Genomic DNA, 17,134 nt, shown 5'->3' on the forward strand with positions numbered 1-17,134 from the left:
TTACTCCTTAACCACGTATCCGGAAATAACCGTGTCATCACCAAACTGTGTGATACGGACATTCTCCAGTTGAAGCGCCTGTGAGATTTTTTCAACACCGATACCGGCAACCGGGGTTTTGGCCCCTGAACCGCCGATTATCATCGGTGCAATGATCGCAACGACCTTATCAACCAGACCTTCATCAAACAAGCTGCCGAAAAGGGTGCCGCCACCTTCGACAAGGATGCTGGTCACTTGCCGTTCGCCCAGAAATTTAAGAAGAGATTGGAGGCTGACGCGATTATCCCTGCCGGGAAGCTGCACGACCTCAGCGCCCATTTTCCGGTAGCCTTCCAAACGTCCTTCGGGTACCGTATTGCCAAGCGCCATCAAAGTCTTACCCGGTTCGGCGAAAATACAAGCATCCAACGGCGTCCTGCCATTAGAATCGACTATTACGCGCATCGGTTGCTTGTGAGAAGTACCGCCTCGACCGGCGCAACCCCTGGCGGTCAATCTCGGATTATCAGCGAGAATGGTGCCCACACCAGCCATGATGGCATCGGAGGCATGACGAAGAGTGTGCGAAAACGAACGTGAATCTTCATTGGAAATCCATTTTGAATCTAGGGTTCGAGTAGCAATTTTACCGTCAATGCTCATCGAGTACTTAGCTGTCACAAAAGGCATACCGGTGTTTATATATTTGAAGTAGGCTTCGTTGAGTTCACGGGCTTCATCGCGGTGCTCGCCGATATGAACCTCTATACCGGAGTCTTCTAGTTCTCCCTTGCCGCACCCGAATACTCTCGGATTATCGTCAAGGGTAGCTATGTGGACTGCCCGGATTCCAGCGGCAATGATAGCCTTGGTGCATGGAGGGGTGCGCCCAAAATGGCAACAAGGTTCCAGCGTCACGTACATCGTTGATCCGCGGCTTTTTTCTCCGGCTTGCTTGAGAGCTACGATCTCTGCGTGGTCTTCGCCCGGCGGTTGGGTGAAACCCTCGCCGACAATATCTTCCCCGCAAACGATCAACGCTCCAACTGCTGGATTCGGTGAAACCTCACCCAAAGCCAGCCGGGCTAATTTCAAGGCCTGTTCCATGTAATCCATTGTGAAAGCTATTCTAACACTCGTCATCGAACGGGCGCAAACGAGAAACGGCGTCAGAAACATACAAATGGTCTTGTACCTTACACTCATACTTTTACCGCTTCAAAACAGTGTGTTATCATTACCTAAATTAGCGAGGCCTGCGACAAGATATGAGAATTGGACCCAGCGAACTCCTCATCGTAGCGATAATCATCATAATCATGGTGCTTATCTCGCGGTCCAAGAAATCGGCGGAGGAGGCTAAATCGAGGGCGGAAGCTGAACGGTTAGCAAAAGCGAAAGCCCCGCAAGGAAATCAACCGATCAAATACCCCCAATTGCAATTATTGGGAATCCTTGTGATGCTCGCCGGCGCTACGATGGCTGTTCTCGCCTATCTGAATGAGCAGCAAATCCTGGGGACGCTCTCCCTGGCCGGCATCGGCGTTCTGATTGTAGGTATCGCGTTCGTCATCCTTGCCCGCCGTCGTTAAAAACGGTTTAATACTTCCGCAGGCCATCCTCATGATATATAAACGCATCGGCATCATCTATCATCCGCTTAATCAGGCTGCTCACGATTTGGGCATCGAGATATCTTCGTACCTCGATAACTTGGGTTGTGAAAACTGGCTGGTTTCGGCTTGGGACAGCGAGGCATTAAAAAAACAGATCGAAGGTAGCAATCTGGTCATCACCACAGGCGGCGATGGGACCATTCTACGCGCCGCCCAGGTGGTTCTGCCCTTGGAGATCCCTATTGTAAGCGTCAACCTCGGCAAGTTGGGGTTCATGACCGAGATACCGGTAAATGAAGCAATGTCCCAGCTTCCAAGGATATTGGAAGGGGAAGGTTGGATTGATGCCAGGACGGTTCTCGATATCGAATTGACCGGTTGCAATCGTGAATCCTCTTCCAATTTCCTCGCTGTGAACGATGTGGTGGCAGCCCGCGGTAGTATCGCGCGGATTATCTCGGTCGAATGTCACCTTGACAGCTCCCATTTTGCCACTTATAAAGGTGATGGGGTTCTGGTTTCGACCGCCACGGGCTCGACTGGTTACAATTTCGCCGCCGGCGGGCCGGTTCTTCATCCGGATTCCCCGGATATGCTAGTGACTCCTATTCTGCCTCATTTGGGGCGCAGTTATAGCCTTGTTGTTCCGGACAGCAAAAAAATCATTCTAAAGGTAAGCACTTTTCACGAAGCGACCCTATGTATTGACGGCCATATCAACCTAGATCTACGCACGGGCGATATTATTCGGGTCAGTATAAGCCACCGAAAATTGCGTTTCCTACGGCTTCGCCCACCGGAATCCTTTTACGCTAACCTCGATAATAAATTGAAGGGCAACCCAAATTGATGAAAGTTGAAAAAGCCACTATCAAAGATGCTCCCCATATACAAAAGTTGGTGAATTCATTTGCGGAACGCGGTCAGATGCTGGCGCGGCCTTTGTCTGAAGTATACGAAAATATCCGTGACTTCTTTGTCGTTCGCAAGGACGGCAATGTTATCGCCTGCGCCGCACTGCATATCAGTTGGGCTGACCTGGCTGAAGTCAAATCTTTAGCGGTCGAGGCATCGCACCACCGCCGCGGAATCGGCGATGCCCTGGTATCGGCCTGCACCGCCGAAGCTGCGAAACTGGGCATATCCACCGTCTTTTGTCTAACTTATCAACCAGTGTTCTTTGGCAAATGCGGCTTTAAAGAAGTTGAAAAAAAGGAACTGCCCCACAAGGTATGGGGTGAATGTTACCGCTGCCCGAAATTTCCGGATTGCGACGAATCCGCGATGACTTTTACAATCGGAGCGACAGCCGGTGTCTAACCGCAATGTGACCAGCGAAATCCTTTCCGACGGCCATTTCCAGGTGCGCCGGGATACTTTCACCGCGTCATCCGGTGTAGTGAAAACCCGGGATGTCGTCGAATACCCCGAAGCGGTGGCGATGGTCGCCATCGATCCCGACGGCAAGCTCATACTGGAGAAACAATACCGTCATGCGGCGGGACGAGAGTTATTAGAGATCCCTGCCGGAGGGATAGAACCGGGAGAAGCGCCAGAAGCCGCTGTCTGCCGCGAGATGCAAGAGGAGACGGGCTACCTTCCTCAAACCGTACAACACCTTACAAGTTTTTATTCCGCGCCGGGGTATTCGACGGAAATCCTACATGTGTATCTAGTCAAGGACCTCGTTGAAAACCCGCTGACCGCTGAAGACTCCGATGAAATCACCTTGTTACGGGTATCAAGAGAGGAAGCGCTGGAATTGATTACCAACGGTACCATCCGGGATGGGAAGAGTATCGCCGGATTGCTTTTTTATTTCAACTCTTACAAGCCAGCCAAGCCTAGAGCCCAATAGGCCATCATCCCCAGCATCACCGATCCGAACAGATTTCTTGCTTTCCAGGCAAAGACGAGAACGATCGCCGCCGATATTAGCAGCCTTGCATCCATGCCAACCCCTCCGCCGTCGACCGCGAACACTGCAGGAATGACCAGTGCCGATAATACTGCAACCGGTACATACTCGAGGAATGACTTGATCCCATCTGGGATAACGATTCGGCTGACTAGGGCCATCGGCAGAAAGCGCGGTAAAAAAGTCACCGCCGTCATCCCTACAAAAATCAAAATCATCTCCGGGCGCATCAGTTTTCCACTTCCAGTTCGGCTGGTGAAACGGGGATTGCCCGCTTTTGAGTCAGCAGCAGGCCAAAAATAGGAGCGATGATCGCGGCGGCAACGATGAAGAGGTTGTTGGGCAGGACGCCTTTTAGTGAAAGAGCGAGGATTCCAGACGCGACTGCTACAAGCAGGTGGATTCTACTCCTGAGTTGAATAACGAGGAGGCAAATAAACAGAGCAGTCATGGCGAACGGGATTCCGAATGAGGCGCTATCAATAACAGAACCGAAGAGAGCTCCAACCAGGGAACCCGTAAACCAGGCAAGCCAGGCAGTCATCTGAAGTCCAATCTGGTAATTGGGGCGTCCGGCGATTTTCGAGGTATCAGCCATCGCCATCGCAAATGATTCATCGGTTAACTGCGATGCCAGCACCACGACCTTCTTGAGCGATAATCCTTTAAAGAAAGGAGCAATAGCCGAACTCATCAGGAGGTGCCGGGAATTGACCGCCAGCGTGGTTAATATGATCGGGATGGCGGCAATGCCCGATGAGAGCATTCCCACCGCTATGAACTGTGAAGCTCCGGCGAAGACGATAAGGCTCATGGCCCCCGTCTCAAACGTCGACAGTCCCGCAGCTCTGGCGAGTACTCCGTAAGCCATGCCTACAGGGAGATAGCCAAGAACGATCGGCAGAGCCGCCTTGATGCCCTGGCGGAAATCACTTGCCAAGCATCAGCTCCATGGTGACGCCGTGGAAAGGCAAACCCGAAACGAAATCAGAAGTCAAGTTGAAGCCAAGGTCTTCATAGAGGTGACCTGCGGCGTCAAGCCCTTCCATTGTCCAAAGCCAAACAATGTCGAACCCGGCATTACGGCAGAAGTTTACTGCGCGAAGCAATAACTCCCGCCCAATGCCACGGTTTTGATAGGCTGAATCCACATGGAACCAACGCAGCCTGGCTCCGGTGCGTTCTTCTTGCGAACCAACGACAGCGATATTTCCAACCATCAAACCATCGACGTGGGCTGTCAGCAGCAGGTCCCGCCCGGGGAGGTAGGAGTCGTGAAAATCACACATCTGGCGCGCCATCATAACCTCGAAGGAAACACCTGGTTTTGCCCAGACTACGTCGTAGTACTCACCCTGCATTTGGATCATGCGGCCGAGATAACCCGGCCGGAAGCCCTCTTCGTAACTTACTTCGGAAGGGACCAATTTAGCCAAGCTCCCCGGATAACTGACGCCCGCCAAGCAGATGGAAGTGCAGGTGCTGAACCACCTGCCCGCCCTCTTTACCCGAATTAACGGCGATTCGATATCCACTTTCGGCGATGCCTTCTTTGCGGGCAAGGTCGTTAGCAACTTCGAATATGTGCGCCACGACGTCGTAATCAATTCCCTTCAGTTCGGTCAGATTGGTGAAGTGTTTCACCGGAATGATCACTATGTGCACAGGGGCTTGCGGATGGATATCCCTGAAAGCTACAGCACTTTCATCTTTATGTAATATAGCGGAAGGGATAGCACCCGAGGCGATCTGACAAAAGATGCAGTTCATTTTGAATCCCCCTATTTATTTGCGGGGCGCTGAGATTCTTCGCTCCGCTCAGAAAGACAAATCAGCTGGTCCGATATTGAGAAGGTCCGATTTTGCAGAAATCGTTGCCCTGCGAATCGACAGCCACTATTGCCGGGAAATTCTCGACCTCCATTTTGAGGACTGCCTCAGTGCCGAGATCTGGATAAGCTACGATTTCGGACGATTTCACTTTAAGAGACAACAATGCGCCTGCGCCTCCAATGGTGATGAGATAAACGCCCCGGTATTTTTTGATGGCCTCGACGACTTGCAGCGACCGGTCGCCCTTGCCCATCATCACACGCAATCCTTCGGTGAGCAGCCGAGGCGTATATTTGTCCATCCGGGCTGAGGTGGTGGGTCCGCAGGCACCGACGATATCCCCGGGTCGCGTGGGTGAAGGCCCCATATAGTAGATTACGGATTTCGAGAGATCGATAGGCAGTTTTTCCCCCCGGTCGAGGGCTTCCACAAACCGCTTGTGCGCCGCGTCACGGGCGGCATAGATTGTGCCGGACAAAAGCAGTTTGTCTCCCGCCCGCAGCTCCGCCACTGTCTTGGCAGTCATCGGCAACTGAATCTTCCGCCAATCGCTCACAACACTACCTCTTTATGCCGAGCACTGTGGCATTGGAGATTAATCGCCACCGGCAGGCTGGCTATGTGGCATGGCATGCTTTCGATGTGTACTGCAAGGGCGGTTACCGTGCCGCCCAACCCGAGAGGCCCAATACCAAGATTATTCACTTTTTCGAGGATTTCAACCTCAAGCGCGGCGGCGTCCGGGTCTGAGCTGGGCTGTCCCACCTTGCGCAACAGCGAACGCTTAGCCACGAGCATCGATTCCTCGGCGGTGCCGCCGATGCCAATACCGAGGATAACCGGGGGACAAGGCTTGCCCCCGGCGTCTTCAACGGCTCGAACTGCCGATTCGATAACCCCGCCTCGGCCCTCGGCCGGCTTGAGCATGAAAAGGCGGCTCATGTTTTCTGCCCCTGAACCCTTGGCCATCAGGCTGATCTTAAGCTTATCGCCGGGAACGATGCGGTAGTGAATTATCGGCGGGGTGTTGTCACAAGTGTTCTTACGCTCAGTGAAGGGGCAGGCGACCATTGAATTGCGAAGATATCCTTCACCATACCCCCGGCGCACACCCTCCGTAACAGCCTCGTCAAGGTCACCGCCTACGACATGGATATCCTGACCGATATCGAGAAAAACCACCGCCACCCCACAGTCCTGACAAAGGGGCTTTTTTATCTTCGGTGCCTGTCGGGCGTTCTCAACAAGGAACTCAAGTATCTCGCGCCCAAGAGTCGATTTCTCTGTTTCCTTTGCTCCTAGAAGCGCCGCCAGCACGTCTTGTGCCATCTCGTAATTAGCTTCTTCGGCTAAACAGGCAATCGAAGTAGAAATAATAGAAGCATGGATTTCACGCATGTCGATATTATATGGCAGGCGCACTGGAGCTGTCATTGCGAGATGGTTCAACACCGACAAGCCCACTGTTTGAAGCTTGGAATACTTGCGAATTCTTTATTTGGGTAATGCAGATATGGTTTTTCGAACAGCCTCGGCTGAAACCTTCAATGCCGCCAATTCTTCTGCATTAAGAGGGAGTTCTACGATTTTTTTGATGCCGCCGCGGCCAAGTTCCACGGGAACTCCGATCACAACATCGGATAGCCCATATTCTCCATCAAGCAGGGCTGCGCAGTTCATTATCATCCCAGAATCAGTGGCGACCGCGCTTACCATATGAGCGACAGAAGCCGAAGGGGCATAGAAAGCCGAACTGGTTTTCATGATGGACACAATCTCGGCGCCGCCGTTAACCGTTCGCTCAGCAAGAGTCTTTTGTTTAGAATCGTCAACGAGTTCCGAGAGCGGTTTGCCATTAACAATTGTAAAACGAGGATACACCACCATACTGCCGCCGTGTTCGCCCATGACGCATGGCGTCACGTCGGAGGCGTTGACGTTTAATTCTTCTGCAACGAAAGCTGCCAATCTGCCTCCGTCCAAGACTCCTGACAGGCCGAATACCCGATCTCGTGGCAGGTTGCTGACTTTCAGCGCCAGGTATGTCATGGTGTCTACCGGATTGGTGACGATGATAAACATTGCGTGAGGTGATAGAGCCAGTGACTTTTCGATGACCTCGCGAACTATCTTGGCGTTGATGCCGACCAGTTCGTCCCGGGACATACCGGGTTTACGGGCGATACCTGCAGTGATGACCACGATATCGGATCCGGAAGTAACGTCGTAAGAATTCGAACCGACTATCTTGTGAGTAAATCCGATCATATTGGCTGACTGCCTCATATCGAGGGTCTTACCTTGCGGGATTCCCTCAATGACATCAACAAGCGCGACATCGGCGAAATTTTTCTCAATAAGGCGCTGTGCCAGGGTGGCGCCGACATTGCCGGCGCCGACAACGGTGATTTTCATGCTTTTACTTCCTTTGAAGTAATTTCTTGAATTCTTCGTCGGAAATGCAGGCGTCATCGAGTAAGGCGTCCACAGTTCCCGAGTCGAGTGTTTGATTATCCGGGATTATCAGGGTGGTAAAAGGCTCCTTCCGCTGTAGGGCGATATGATGGCCTTTCTTGTAACTCACATTGAAACCGGCTTTTTGCATGAGCCGGGACATTGCGTTGCCGGTGAGTCCTCTGGCATTCAAGGTCACTTGGCGGTGACCTCTATTTGGAGGTAGTCACGGCCGACTTCAATCGGAATCGTAAATCCCCCTTCGATCAGGGACTCGATGTAAGCCTCCGCTGCCTCTTTGACGTTCTTCATAGCGTCAATCCTGGTTTTACCTTGTGAAACACACCCCTTGAGTGCCGGCACTTTGGCAATAAAGCCCGCTTCTCGGCCTTTTTCAATAATAACGGTGTATTTCATTTTTGCCCCAAATCTGCCCGATTTCCGGGGGATGCCGTCTTACAATCGGGCTATTATAGCATCTGCCACCTGCGACGTCCCGACTGCCAAGCACTGTTTTTCCGGCGGTAAAAGATCATAGGTGACGCTCGCACCATCGGCTATTACCGAGGCGATGGCTTTCTCCAACCGATCGGCAGCTGTAGGCTCATTCAGGTGACGCAACATCAGCACACCTGAGAGCATCATGGCCATAGGGTTGACCTTGTTCATGCCTTTGTATTTGGGTGCGCTGCCATGGGTTGGCTCAAAGACAGCATATTGGTCGCCGATATTGCCGCCCGGCGCAACACCCAGACCGCCCACAAGCCCGGCGCAAAGATCAGACAAAATATCGCCGTAGAGGTTGGGACAGACAAGAACATCGAATTGCTGTGGGTTCTTGACCAGTTGCATAGTCATGTTGTCCACGATGCGATCTTCGAACTCGATTTCTGGGTAAGAGGTAGCCACATCGCGGGCGACTGCCAGAAACAGGCCGTCGGAGAATTTCAAAATATTGGCCTTATGTACCGCCGTGACTTTCTTCCGTCCGTAACGCCGGGCATATTCGAAGGCGTACTTCACAATGCGGCGGGTGCCGGTTTCCGAAATCATCTTGATGGAAAAACCGGCATCCTCACGGATCAGTTTCTCTCCTTTGTCCTTGAGCATCTGCTTCAGCTTTTCAGCCCATTCGGTGCCGCGTTCGAATTCGATTCCAGCGTAAAGATCTTCCATATTTTCGCGGACAATGACTAAATCGACTTTATCATAGCGGGATGGGATCCCCTCGTAGCTCTTGCACGGCCGTAAACAAGTGTAAAGATCAAGAGCCTTTCGAATGGCGACATTGACGCTGCGAAAACCGCTACCGACGGGGGTGGTGATGGGCCCTTTGATGGCCACCTTGTTCTTTCTGATCGATTCAAGAACATTGTCAGGTAGGGGAGTCCCGTACTGAGCGATGACGTCGCTACCGGCGTGAACCACTTCCCAATGGAACTTGATTCCGGTGGCTTCCAGGACGCGCCGGGTGGCATCAGAGATTTCAGGACCGATGCCATCACCGGGAATTAGAGTTACATTATGAACCATTGTGCTCCTTCAATTACTGCCGAAAATCGAGATTCTTGCCTGCTCTAATAATGACAGTTTGTTTAAATCTTAAAATCGCCGTGTTTTTTGATATAAGGCATCAAGCCGCCTTCGTTAAGGATGGATAACATGGCGTCCGGAATTTTACCGAATGTCAGCGTTTCCCCGTTTGTCCGGTCATGGATAGTGCCGCTGGTGAGATCTACATCGAGTTCGTCGCCATCGTTTATTCGATCGGTGTCGCAGATCAAAATCGGCAATCCGACGTTGATCGAATTGCGGAAAAAGATACGGGCAACCGACTTGGCGAGAACGGCAGAAACTCCTGCCATTTTAAGAATCACCGGTGCGTGTTCGCGACTTGAACCAAGACCGAAATTGCTGCCGCCAACAACGAAATCACCTGGCTTCACTCTCGCCGAAAAAGTTGGATCGGCATCCTCCATGACGTGCTTGGCGAGTTCCGGCAGATTGCTCCGCAGATGCACCAGGCGCCCGGGGGCGATTAAGTCAGTGGAAATATCATCGCCGAATTTGAAGGCTTTGCCCGTGAGCATGTTATGCTACCTCCCGAGGATCGGTGATAACGCCGGTAATGGCGGAAGCGGCGGCTGTCGGTGTGCTTGAAAGGAAAATCAATCCTTCCGGATTGCCCATGCGCCCGAGAAAGTTGCGATTGGCGGTGGAAAGGCAGGTCTCTCCATCCCCGAGGACGCCCTGGTGGACGCCGAGACAACCCGCACAACCAGGCGGCAATATAAGGGCGCCTGCCTCTACCAGGTCCTGGATATATCCCATACGCATGCCTGCCAACATGATTTGGGGGGAAGCCGGGGCGACGAGAAGGCGGGTCGCCGGGTTGCGTCGTTTGCCGCGGAGGATGTCGGCTGCAAGTTTCAAGTCTTCCAGACGGCCATTGGTGCACGTGCCTATGAAAACTTGATCCACCTTCGTCCCCTTAACCTCATCGATAATGGCTGTGTTGTCCACAGTGTGAGGTTTGGCAACCGTTGGTTCAAGTTTGGAGAGGTCTATTTCTATTAACCGCTCGTATGCCGCATCAGCATCGGCAAAAAGGAAGCGGTGATCTGCTTTGCGACCTTGTTGATTGAGATATTCGAGGGTGGCGTCATCCGATGGGAAAATGCCTACCTTAGCGCCAGCTTCGACGGCCATATTGGCGATAGTCAAACGGTCAGATACAGGTAGAGTACGCAAGCCTTCCCCACCGAACTCAAGAGCTTGATAGGTAGCACCGTCTGCACCGATACTGCCGATAAGATGGAGGATGACATCCTTGGCGGTCACGTATTTTTGGAGCTTACCAGTAAGGCGGATGTAGAATGTTTCCGGAACGCGGAACCAGGTCTTTCCCAGGCCAAAAGCCGCGGCTACATCTGAAGATCCCATGCCCGTAGCGAAAGCGCCAAGCCCGCCTGCGGTCACTGTGTGGGAGTCCGCGCCGACAATGACGTCACCCGGCCGTGCATACTTCTCTGCCATTATCTGGTGGCAGACACCCTCGCCAACATCAGACAACACTGCGCCGTAATCTTTGGCGAATTTGCGAAGAAAAGTATGGTCGCACGAAAGCTGTTTCTGCGGTGAGGGCGCGGCGTGATCGATGAACATTATGGTATGCGATGGATTGGCTAGCTTTGGTAGTCCTAGTCCGAGGAATTCGCGTACAGTAAGGGGGCCGGTCGTATCTTGCACCAACGCCCAATCTACCGGTGAGACGACGATGTCACCTGGTTTAACATCCTGTTTGGTTTTTTCGGAGAGTATTTTTTCTGCGAGTGTCTTACTCATAAAACCTCAAATTCTAATATCGAAGCACGAAATCCGAAAATAATTTTAAAATTAAAGCACCAAGCTCAAAATGTCGCACTCTCTTAATTCCCGTCTCATCGAGGGGTAGAAAACAGAAGTTAAGGAGCAATTATCGCAAGCACATCGTCGCGGGAGACACGATCACCGACGCCGAACTTGATCGCGGCAACGGTGCCGTCGGTCGTCGAAGGCAGATCAATGGCCATTTTCATCGCTTCAAGGACCACTACGGTGTCACCTGACTTAACCTTGTCCCCGACTTTGACTTCGTATCGGAGAATGACTCCGGGCATAGGGGCAAGCACATCTTCGCCGCAGGGTTCGGACCCAGCGGGAGGTAACTTTGCCTCGGTCTTGGCAATCGGTGCCTCGACCGGCCTGGGAGCTTCCGCAGGTTTGGCCTGTTCGATCGCCTTGGCGGCGACGGGTTTGATTTCAACTGGAGCAGGAGACAACGGCTTTGAGTCAAGTTGAGCAGCTGGTGTCGCGACAGAGGGCGGTGCGATATACGTAGCGGCCGGAGCAACAGAGGCGGTCGGTTCGACGCCAACGCAATAGACTTTACCATCCAGATGGACATTGAAATGGCGAAGTCCACCTACGGGGGCAATTAGCGTGGCGGTCGGGACCGGGTTAACTTTTTCTGCTGACTTTTCCACCAACTTGCCAGACTTGGCTTTGGTAACAAGATCGTCTTCTCGTTTTACATCCTCGAGAGTTCTGGGTTTGGTATCGGCGGGTGGATTCTCCAGGCCGTATTTCCATTTGAGGAAACGGAGACCAACCTGCGGGTACAATGCATAGGTTAAAACGTCACCGATATCCCTGGCGATGCCTTTTGTGGCTTCCTTGGCAGCTTCGAGTTCAGGTTTGAGGACATCGGCGGGACGAACGGTAATTGGCACCTCGCCGCGTTCGTAGCCTTTTAACGCCAATTTCTGGATCTCCGGTTCGACCGGCATCGGCGGCCGCCCGTACAGGCCGTAAAAGTAGTCCTTGACCTGGGCGGAGATAACTTTGTATCGTCCGAAGAGAACGTTCTGCACCGCCTGGATTCCCACGATCTGGGACGTTGGAGTGACAAGCGGCGGGAAACCCATCTCCCTGCGAACGCGAGGTATTTCGTCATAGACCTCGTCGATGCGGTTGAGAGCTCCTGCTTCGCGGAGCTGGGAAACAAGGTTAGAGATCATGCCGCCGGGTACCTGGTGTTCCAGCACCGCGGTGTCGATAACCGCCATTTTGGTTGTGTCCATAAAGTCACGATACTTCGGTGAGATAGTTTCGAAATAATCACCGATCTTGAGTAATTGATGAAGATCAAGACCGGTATCACGAGGAGTACCGGTCAAAGACACCACCATCGGCTCAACGGCGGGATGTGAGGTGCGTAACGCCCAGGGAGCAAGACAGGTATCCACGATATCAGCACCAGCTTCTACCGCTTTCAGCATGCTCATCGAGGCCATACCGGAGGTGTAGTGTGAATGGAACTGAATGGGAATCTTAATGGCTTTCTTCAAGGCTTTGACCAAGGTGTAGGCATCGTTTGGCGCGATGATACCCGCCATATCCTTGATGCAGAACGAGTCTGCGCCCATGTCCTCGAAGGTTTTGGCTTTTTCGACGTAGTATTCGAGGTTATAGACAGGACCACCCATAACCCGCTCGGTCAGCGAGTAGCTGATGGCGAGCTGCGCGTGCTTGCCTTTGGATTTGATCGCTTTAAGGGCCGTCTCGAAGTTTCTTTCATCATTTACAGCGTCAAAGACGCGAAAGATGTCGACGCCACAATCCGCGGCATGCCCTACAAAGGCTGTGACGACATCGTCGGCGTAATTGCGGTAGCCAACCAGGTTTTGCCCTCGGAGTAACATCTGGAGGGGAGTTCTGGTTGCACGCTTTTTCATCTCGCGCAGGCGGTCCCAGGGGTCTTCATTCAGGAAACGGATCGGCACGTCAAAGGTGGCGCCGCCCCAAACTTCCATGGAATGAAAACCGACCTGATCCATGTCGCCGATGATTCCCAGAATGTCATCGGTTCGCATTCGGGTGGCGAGGAGTGACTGGTGGCCGTCGCGAAGAGTAAGATCAGTGATTTTCAGTGGCTGGACCGGCATTTTCTCCCCCTTTAGACTGAAACCGTCGATTCAGTTTCAAGATACGAGGCAAGGGCGACTGTAATGATCGCCCTGAGCCTGGTTTCGTCAAGAGTTGCTACGTTCATGCCTTCGGATTCCAGATAGGCAAGAACGGCAGCGCTTATTATAGCGATTTCGGAGTGATTCATCATCTTAATGTCAGAAAACACATACCCATGTTATTCTAGCTGAAAAGGGTATCGCGATTAAAGCACGAATGAAACGTTTTATGTCAGAATTCAAAAAGCCATCGATGGCTCGACGAGCTCACCCCGAGCGGCCTAAACACAACAGCTTCCTTAGATTTAGCCGGAATTACAGGGGAATATTCCCGTGTTTTTTGGCCGGGTTCCTACCCCGCTTTCCGGCGAGGACCTTGAGCGCTTGGATCAAGCGCGGACGCGTCTCGGCTGGGACGATGACATCGTCTACGTAGCCGAGAGCCGCTGCCTGATAGGGGTTATCAAATTTCTCCCGGTACTTGGAGACGCAGCGCTGGCGTTCGGCTTCCGGTTCGGCGGACTCGGCGATCTTTTTACGGTGGATAACAGCCACGGCTCCCTCGGCACCCATGACGGCGATTTCGGCGCAAGGCCATGCCAGGTTGATATCGCCTCGTAAGTGACGTGAACTCATGACGATATAAGCTCCGCCGTAGGCTTTCCGGGTGATGACAGTGATCTTGGGTACTGTCGCCTCGGCGTAAGCGAATATAAGCTTTGCGCCGTGGCGGATAATGCCGCCGTGCTCCTGGTCAACGCCGGGCATGAAGCCGGGTACGTCGACAAAACTGACAAGCGGAATGTTGAATGCATCGCAAAAACGGACGAAACGAGCCGCTTTGACGGAGGCGTTAATATCAATGACGCCCGCCAGATAGTTCGGCTGTTGGGCGACGATGCCTACACTCTGACCGTCAACACGCGCAAAACCGACGATCATATTGGGGGCAAAGGCAGCGTGCACTTCCATAAAATCGCCATTGTCGATGACTGCGGTGATGACCTTTTTCATGTCGTAGGCTTTTTTAGGATCATCCGGCACGATGGTGTTTAGTGTCTCATCGTTCTGCGGGCCGTGAGTTTTCTTTGTCGCCACCCGGGGCGGGGCTTCTTTGAAGCTCGACGGGATAAAGGATAACAGCCTCCGGACAGCTTCGTAGCAATCTACCTCGGAATTAAAAGTGAAATGGGAGACCCCGCTCTTCCGGGCATGGACATCTGCACCACCAAGAGCTTCATGGGTAACTTCTTCGCCGGTGACCGCTTTAACCACATCCGGACCGGTGATATACATCTGCCCCATGCCTTTAACCATAAAGACAAAATCGGTCAAAGCGGGGCCGTAAACGGCGCCGCCCGCCGATGGACCCACAATGATCGAGATCTGGGGTATCGACCCTGATGCTAACGCATTCAGGAGCAGAATATCGCCGACGCCGCACAATGAGGCCACGCCTTCCTGAATCCGGGCACCGCCTGAATCATTAATCGCTATCAAAGGAGCGCCTTGATCGATGGCCATGTCAACAATCTGGCGGACCTTCTGGCCAACGACTTCGGAAATGGATCCGCCGAGTACCGTAAAATCCTGAGAATACAGGAAAACCTTCCGTCCGCCGATTGTGCCTGAACCGGTAACGACGGCATCTCCCGAATGGACAGTATCAGCTAATCCAAAATCCGTAGATCGATGCGAGCAAAACGCTGATAACTCGGTGAAGGAACCGGGATCGAGTAATTTTTCGATACGCTCACGCGCCGTCAACTTGCCGCGGGCGTGCTGCGCTTTTACCCTCGCCTCGCCACCACCCTCGGCAATTTCTTTCTTTTTAGCTTCGAGTTCGGTCAATTTATCATTCATTGAACAACCATTCACCCAAACCAGAATGTCGCTATCTTAGCACAAGGGTTGGGGATGGGCAAACAAAAAACGACCGCGATCGCGGTCGTTTGGCGACTTGTTCAAGTTCAGGTTTGGAAGAGGTATTTTACTTCGGCGAAGTTCCTGTCATCAGGCAGCAACAGTGGGCACGTGCTCTTGCTCCAGTACCAGTTTCCCCGTTTGCTTGATCTCTTTCACACTCTGGATATAAGGACAGTAACCGTCATCGAAAAAGGTGCAACGATTGGAGTAACCGGAATAATGGCAGAGACCGCAGTGCTGGGTGGCGACATTGAAATTAGATTGCTTCATCTGACCGTGCCTCCGATTTCTTTCCCCCTCCAGCCACGGTACAATCTGGTATTGTACTGTAGGACTAGTACCAGTCTGAGGAAGTGAGCTGATTATATAGTCCTGAACTAGTACCTGTCAATAGGTACTAGTACCTACTAATGAATATTTTTGGTACTCGTTTTGAAATAAGGGATTACAATAATTCAAAGAGTGAATTCCCATCTGATTGGGAAAAGAAGATAAACTTTATCAGAATGCCTGTCGGCTACTCGCGGATTTTTTCTTCGCGCTCCGGGAACCAGTTCTTAAGCCTGGCTGCGATGATCTTCTCCTGCCCGATATCCGTCGGAAAGTAAAAGCGTTTGTTTTTGAGCGAATCCGGCAGGTTCTGCTGCTTCACAAAGCCGCCGGGGAAGTCATGGGCATACTTGTAGCCCTTACCGTAACCCAGGTCCTTCATCAGTCCCGTTGGAGCGTTGCGAAGGTGGAGAGGCACCGGTTCGATGGGATTTTTGGATATGGTTTCTTGCACTCGCTTATAAGCGGTGTAAAGCGAGTTACTCTTGGGAGCCGTGGCCAGGTATACTACACACTGCGCAAGCGCCACGTTACACTCCGGCATACCTACAAAATGAACCGCCTGCTGAGCTGCAATCGCAATCACCAATGCTTGCGGATCGGCCATCCCTATGTCCTCTGAAGCAAATCGGATCAAACGGCGAACGACGAACAGCGGGTCTTCGCCAGCCTCCAGCATCCGGCCCAACCAATAAAGAGAGGCATCCGGATCGGAGCCGCGAAGTGATTTATGTAAAGCCGAGATAATATCGTAATGCTGCTCCCCTGCCCGATCATACAGGAGTGTCTTGGCTTGGGCGGCGTCCTCGACGGCTTCGACAGAGACGTTGCGCTTGCCGGCTTTGTCCGGCGGCGTGGTGCGGGCGGCGAGTTCCAAAATATTGAGGGCAATGCGAGCGTCACCGCTGGCGAGGTTAACGATCTGGGCGGCCGCCTCATCTGACAAAATGACGTTGGATGTGCCTATGCCGCGTTCTGTGTCAGAAATCGCACGATCGAGGATCGTCCGCATCTGTTCGCCGGTCAAACCCTTAAGGACATAGGTACGCGCTCTCGACAATAACGGAGAGATGACCTCAAACGATGGATTCTCCGTCGTCGCGCCGATGAGAGTCACAGTGCCGTCTTCAACATAGGGCAAAATGGTATCTTGTTGACCCTTATTAAAGCGGTGGATCTCATCAATAAAGAGAATGGTTTTTTGGTTCTGCCCCAGCCGCCTCTGCTTTGCTTCCTCTATTATCTTGCGTAAGTCAGCGACGCCTGCCGAAACTGCGCTCACCTGGGCAAAATAGGCCTGGTTTGCCTTGGCCATGAGGTGCGCCAGGGTCGTCTTGCCGGAACCCGGCGGACCCCAAAGTATGATCGATGGCAGTTCCCCGGCGTCGATCGCCCGTCGCAAGGCACGGCCCTCCCCAACGAGATGCTCTTGCCCAACGTAATCAGCCAGGGTCTGCGGACGCATCCGGGCTGCCAGCGGCGCCGTTACGTCTCTCAGTTTTTCAAAATGTGCTTCGAACATGTCCTGGGGCATTTTTCAGCCTCTCGTGGAGAATCTCTATCACCGT

22 protein-coding genes are annotated in these 17,134 nt (G+C 52.7%); 4 read left to right on the forward strand and 18 right to left on the reverse strand.

Features of this window, described 5'->3' with window-relative positions; genetic code table 11:
* Positions 1-1,098, reverse strand: coding sequence for a bifunctional diaminohydroxyphosphoribosylaminopyrimidine deaminase/5-amino-6-(5-phosphoribosylamino)uracil reductase RibD (gene ribD, locus HX448_RS06080; RefSeq protein ID WP_162485845.1), 1,098 nt, complete (start codon positions 1,096-1,098; stop codon positions 1-3).
* 152 nt (positions 1,099-1,250) lie between these two features.
* Here ribD and HX448_RS06085 point away from each other — a divergent pair, with 152 nt between their 5' ends.
* The 4 genes from HX448_RS06085 to HX448_RS06100 are packed head-to-tail and all read left to right on the forward strand — an operon-like array spanning position 1,251 to position 3,456.
* On the forward strand, positions 1,251-1,574 hold the full coding sequence (locus HX448_RS06085; RefSeq protein WP_102330140.1) for a hypothetical protein: 324 nt from the start codon (positions 1,251-1,253) through the stop codon (positions 1,572-1,574).
* A 31-nt stretch (positions 1,575-1,605) separates the two neighbouring features.
* Positions 1,606-2,448 carry an NAD(+)/NADH kinase gene (locus HX448_RS06090; RefSeq protein WP_226846673.1) on the forward strand — a complete coding sequence of 281 codons (843 nt, stop codon included), beginning with the start codon at positions 1,606-1,608 and terminating at the stop codon, positions 2,446-2,448.
* Positions 2,448-2,918 (forward strand): N-acetyltransferase, encoded by a 471-nt coding sequence (locus HX448_RS06095; RefSeq protein WP_190259847.1) that lies wholly within the window; start codon positions 2,448-2,450, stop codon positions 2,916-2,918. Before HX448_RS06090 ends, HX448_RS06095 begins: the two co-directional genes overlap by 1 nt.
* The gene (locus HX448_RS06100; RefSeq protein ID WP_102330138.1) at positions 2,911-3,456 is read left to right on the forward strand and encodes an NUDIX hydrolase; all 546 of its coding nucleotides are present in this window, start codon (positions 2,911-2,913) and stop codon (positions 3,454-3,456) included. The genes HX448_RS06095 and HX448_RS06100 overlap by 8 nt, the downstream gene beginning before the upstream one ends.
* On the opposite strand, the gene HX448_RS06105 is transcribed toward HX448_RS06100, so the two are convergent.
* The 17 genes from HX448_RS06105 to HX448_RS06185 all read right to left on the reverse strand — a co-directional run bounded on the left by HX448_RS06105 (position 3,426) and on the right by HX448_RS06185 (position 17,100).
* Complete coding sequence (locus HX448_RS06105) at positions 3,426-3,728, reverse strand: AzlD domain-containing protein (RefSeq protein WP_162485844.1); 303 nt, start codon at positions 3,726-3,728, stop codon at positions 3,426-3,428. The two genes, HX448_RS06100 and HX448_RS06105, sit on opposite strands and share 31 nt — an antisense overlap.
* Before the next feature lie 17 nt (positions 3,729-3,745).
* Positions 3,746-4,456 (reverse strand): AzlC family ABC transporter permease, encoded by a 711-nt coding sequence (locus tag HX448_RS06110; RefSeq protein ID WP_102330136.1) that lies wholly within the window; start codon positions 4,454-4,456, stop codon positions 3,746-3,748.
* Positions 4,446-4,952 (reverse strand): GNAT family N-acetyltransferase, encoded by a 507-nt coding sequence (locus HX448_RS06115; RefSeq protein WP_102330135.1) that lies wholly within the window; start codon positions 4,950-4,952, stop codon positions 4,446-4,448. The genes HX448_RS06110 and HX448_RS06115 overlap by 11 nt, the downstream gene beginning before the upstream one ends.
* Positions 4,945-5,286: a histidine triad nucleotide-binding protein gene (locus HX448_RS06120; RefSeq protein ID WP_102330134.1), complete on the reverse strand. Its 342-nt coding sequence runs from the start codon at positions 5,284-5,286 to the stop codon at positions 4,945-4,947. The genes HX448_RS06115 and HX448_RS06120 overlap by 8 nt, the downstream gene beginning before the upstream one ends.
* 61 nt (positions 5,287-5,347) lie before the next feature.
* Positions 5,348-5,905 carry a Fe-S-containing hydro-lyase gene (locus tag HX448_RS06125; RefSeq protein WP_102330133.1) on the reverse strand — a complete coding sequence of 186 codons (558 nt, stop codon included), beginning with the start codon at positions 5,903-5,905 and terminating at the stop codon, positions 5,348-5,350.
* Positions 5,902-6,747, reverse strand: coding sequence for a fumarate hydratase (locus HX448_RS06130; protein WP_102330543.1), 846 nt, complete (start codon positions 6,745-6,747; stop codon positions 5,902-5,904). The genes HX448_RS06125 and HX448_RS06130 overlap by 4 nt, the downstream gene beginning before the upstream one ends.
* A 96-nt stretch (positions 6,748-6,843) precedes the next feature.
* Positions 6,844-7,764: a malate dehydrogenase gene (mdh, locus tag HX448_RS06135; protein ID WP_102330132.1), complete on the reverse strand. Its 921-nt coding sequence runs from the start codon at positions 7,762-7,764 to the stop codon at positions 6,844-6,846.
* A gap of 4 nt (positions 7,765-7,768) precedes the next feature.
* Positions 7,769-8,002 carry a type II toxin-antitoxin system HicA family toxin gene (locus HX448_RS06140; protein ID WP_102330131.1) on the reverse strand — a complete coding sequence of 78 codons (234 nt, stop codon included), beginning with the start codon at positions 8,000-8,002 and terminating at the stop codon, positions 7,769-7,771.
* The gene (locus HX448_RS06145; protein WP_102330130.1) at positions 7,999-8,220 is read right to left on the reverse strand and encodes a type II toxin-antitoxin system HicB family antitoxin; all 222 of its coding nucleotides are present in this window, start codon (positions 8,218-8,220) and stop codon (positions 7,999-8,001) included. Before HX448_RS06145 ends, HX448_RS06140 begins: the two co-directional genes overlap by 4 nt.
* Positions 8,221-8,259: 39 nt before the next feature.
* Positions 8,260-9,336: an isocitrate/isopropylmalate dehydrogenase family protein gene (locus tag HX448_RS06150; RefSeq protein ID WP_102330129.1), complete on the reverse strand. Its 1,077-nt coding sequence runs from the start codon at positions 9,334-9,336 to the stop codon at positions 8,260-8,262.
* Positions 9,337-9,398: 62 nt separating this feature from the next.
* Complete coding sequence (locus HX448_RS06155; RefSeq protein WP_102330128.1) at positions 9,399-9,893, reverse strand: 3-isopropylmalate dehydratase small subunit; 495 nt, start codon at positions 9,891-9,893, stop codon at positions 9,399-9,401.
* Position 9,894: 1 nt separating this feature from the next.
* A complete protein-coding gene (locus tag HX448_RS06160) occupies positions 9,895-11,148 on the reverse strand; it encodes a 3-isopropylmalate dehydratase large subunit (RefSeq protein WP_102330127.1) in 1,254 nt (417 codons plus the stop codon).
* Positions 11,149-11,267: 119 nt separating this feature from the next.
* Positions 11,268-13,289 (reverse strand): pyruvate carboxylase subunit B, encoded by a 2,022-nt coding sequence (locus HX448_RS06165; RefSeq protein WP_102330126.1) that lies wholly within the window; start codon positions 13,287-13,289, stop codon positions 11,268-11,270.
* An 11-nt stretch (positions 13,290-13,300) separates the two neighbouring features.
* Positions 13,301-13,480, reverse strand: coding sequence for a hypothetical protein (locus HX448_RS06170; protein ID WP_190259848.1), 180 nt, complete (start codon positions 13,478-13,480; stop codon positions 13,301-13,303).
* A 145-nt stretch (positions 13,481-13,625) separates the two neighbouring features.
* Positions 13,626-15,173 carry an acyl-CoA carboxylase subunit beta gene (locus tag HX448_RS06175; protein WP_102330125.1) on the reverse strand — a complete coding sequence of 516 codons (1,548 nt, stop codon included), beginning with the start codon at positions 15,171-15,173 and terminating at the stop codon, positions 13,626-13,628.
* A gap of 150 nt (positions 15,174-15,323) precedes the next feature.
* Positions 15,324-15,506, reverse strand: a complete 183-nt coding sequence (locus tag HX448_RS06180; RefSeq protein WP_162485842.1) for a hypothetical protein — start codon at positions 15,504-15,506, stop codon at positions 15,324-15,326.
* Between the two features lie 247 nt (positions 15,507-15,753).
* The gene (locus tag HX448_RS06185) at positions 15,754-17,100 is read right to left on the reverse strand and encodes a replication-associated recombination protein A (protein ID WP_102330123.1); all 1,347 of its coding nucleotides are present in this window, start codon (positions 17,098-17,100) and stop codon (positions 15,754-15,756) included.
* Positions 17,101-17,134 lie beyond the last annotated feature (34 nt).

It is taken from the genome of Dehalogenimonas etheniformans, assembly GCF_014672715.2.
GTDB lineage: Bacteria > Chloroflexota > Dehalococcoidia > Dehalococcoidales > Dehalococcoidaceae > Dehalogenimonas > Dehalogenimonas etheniformans.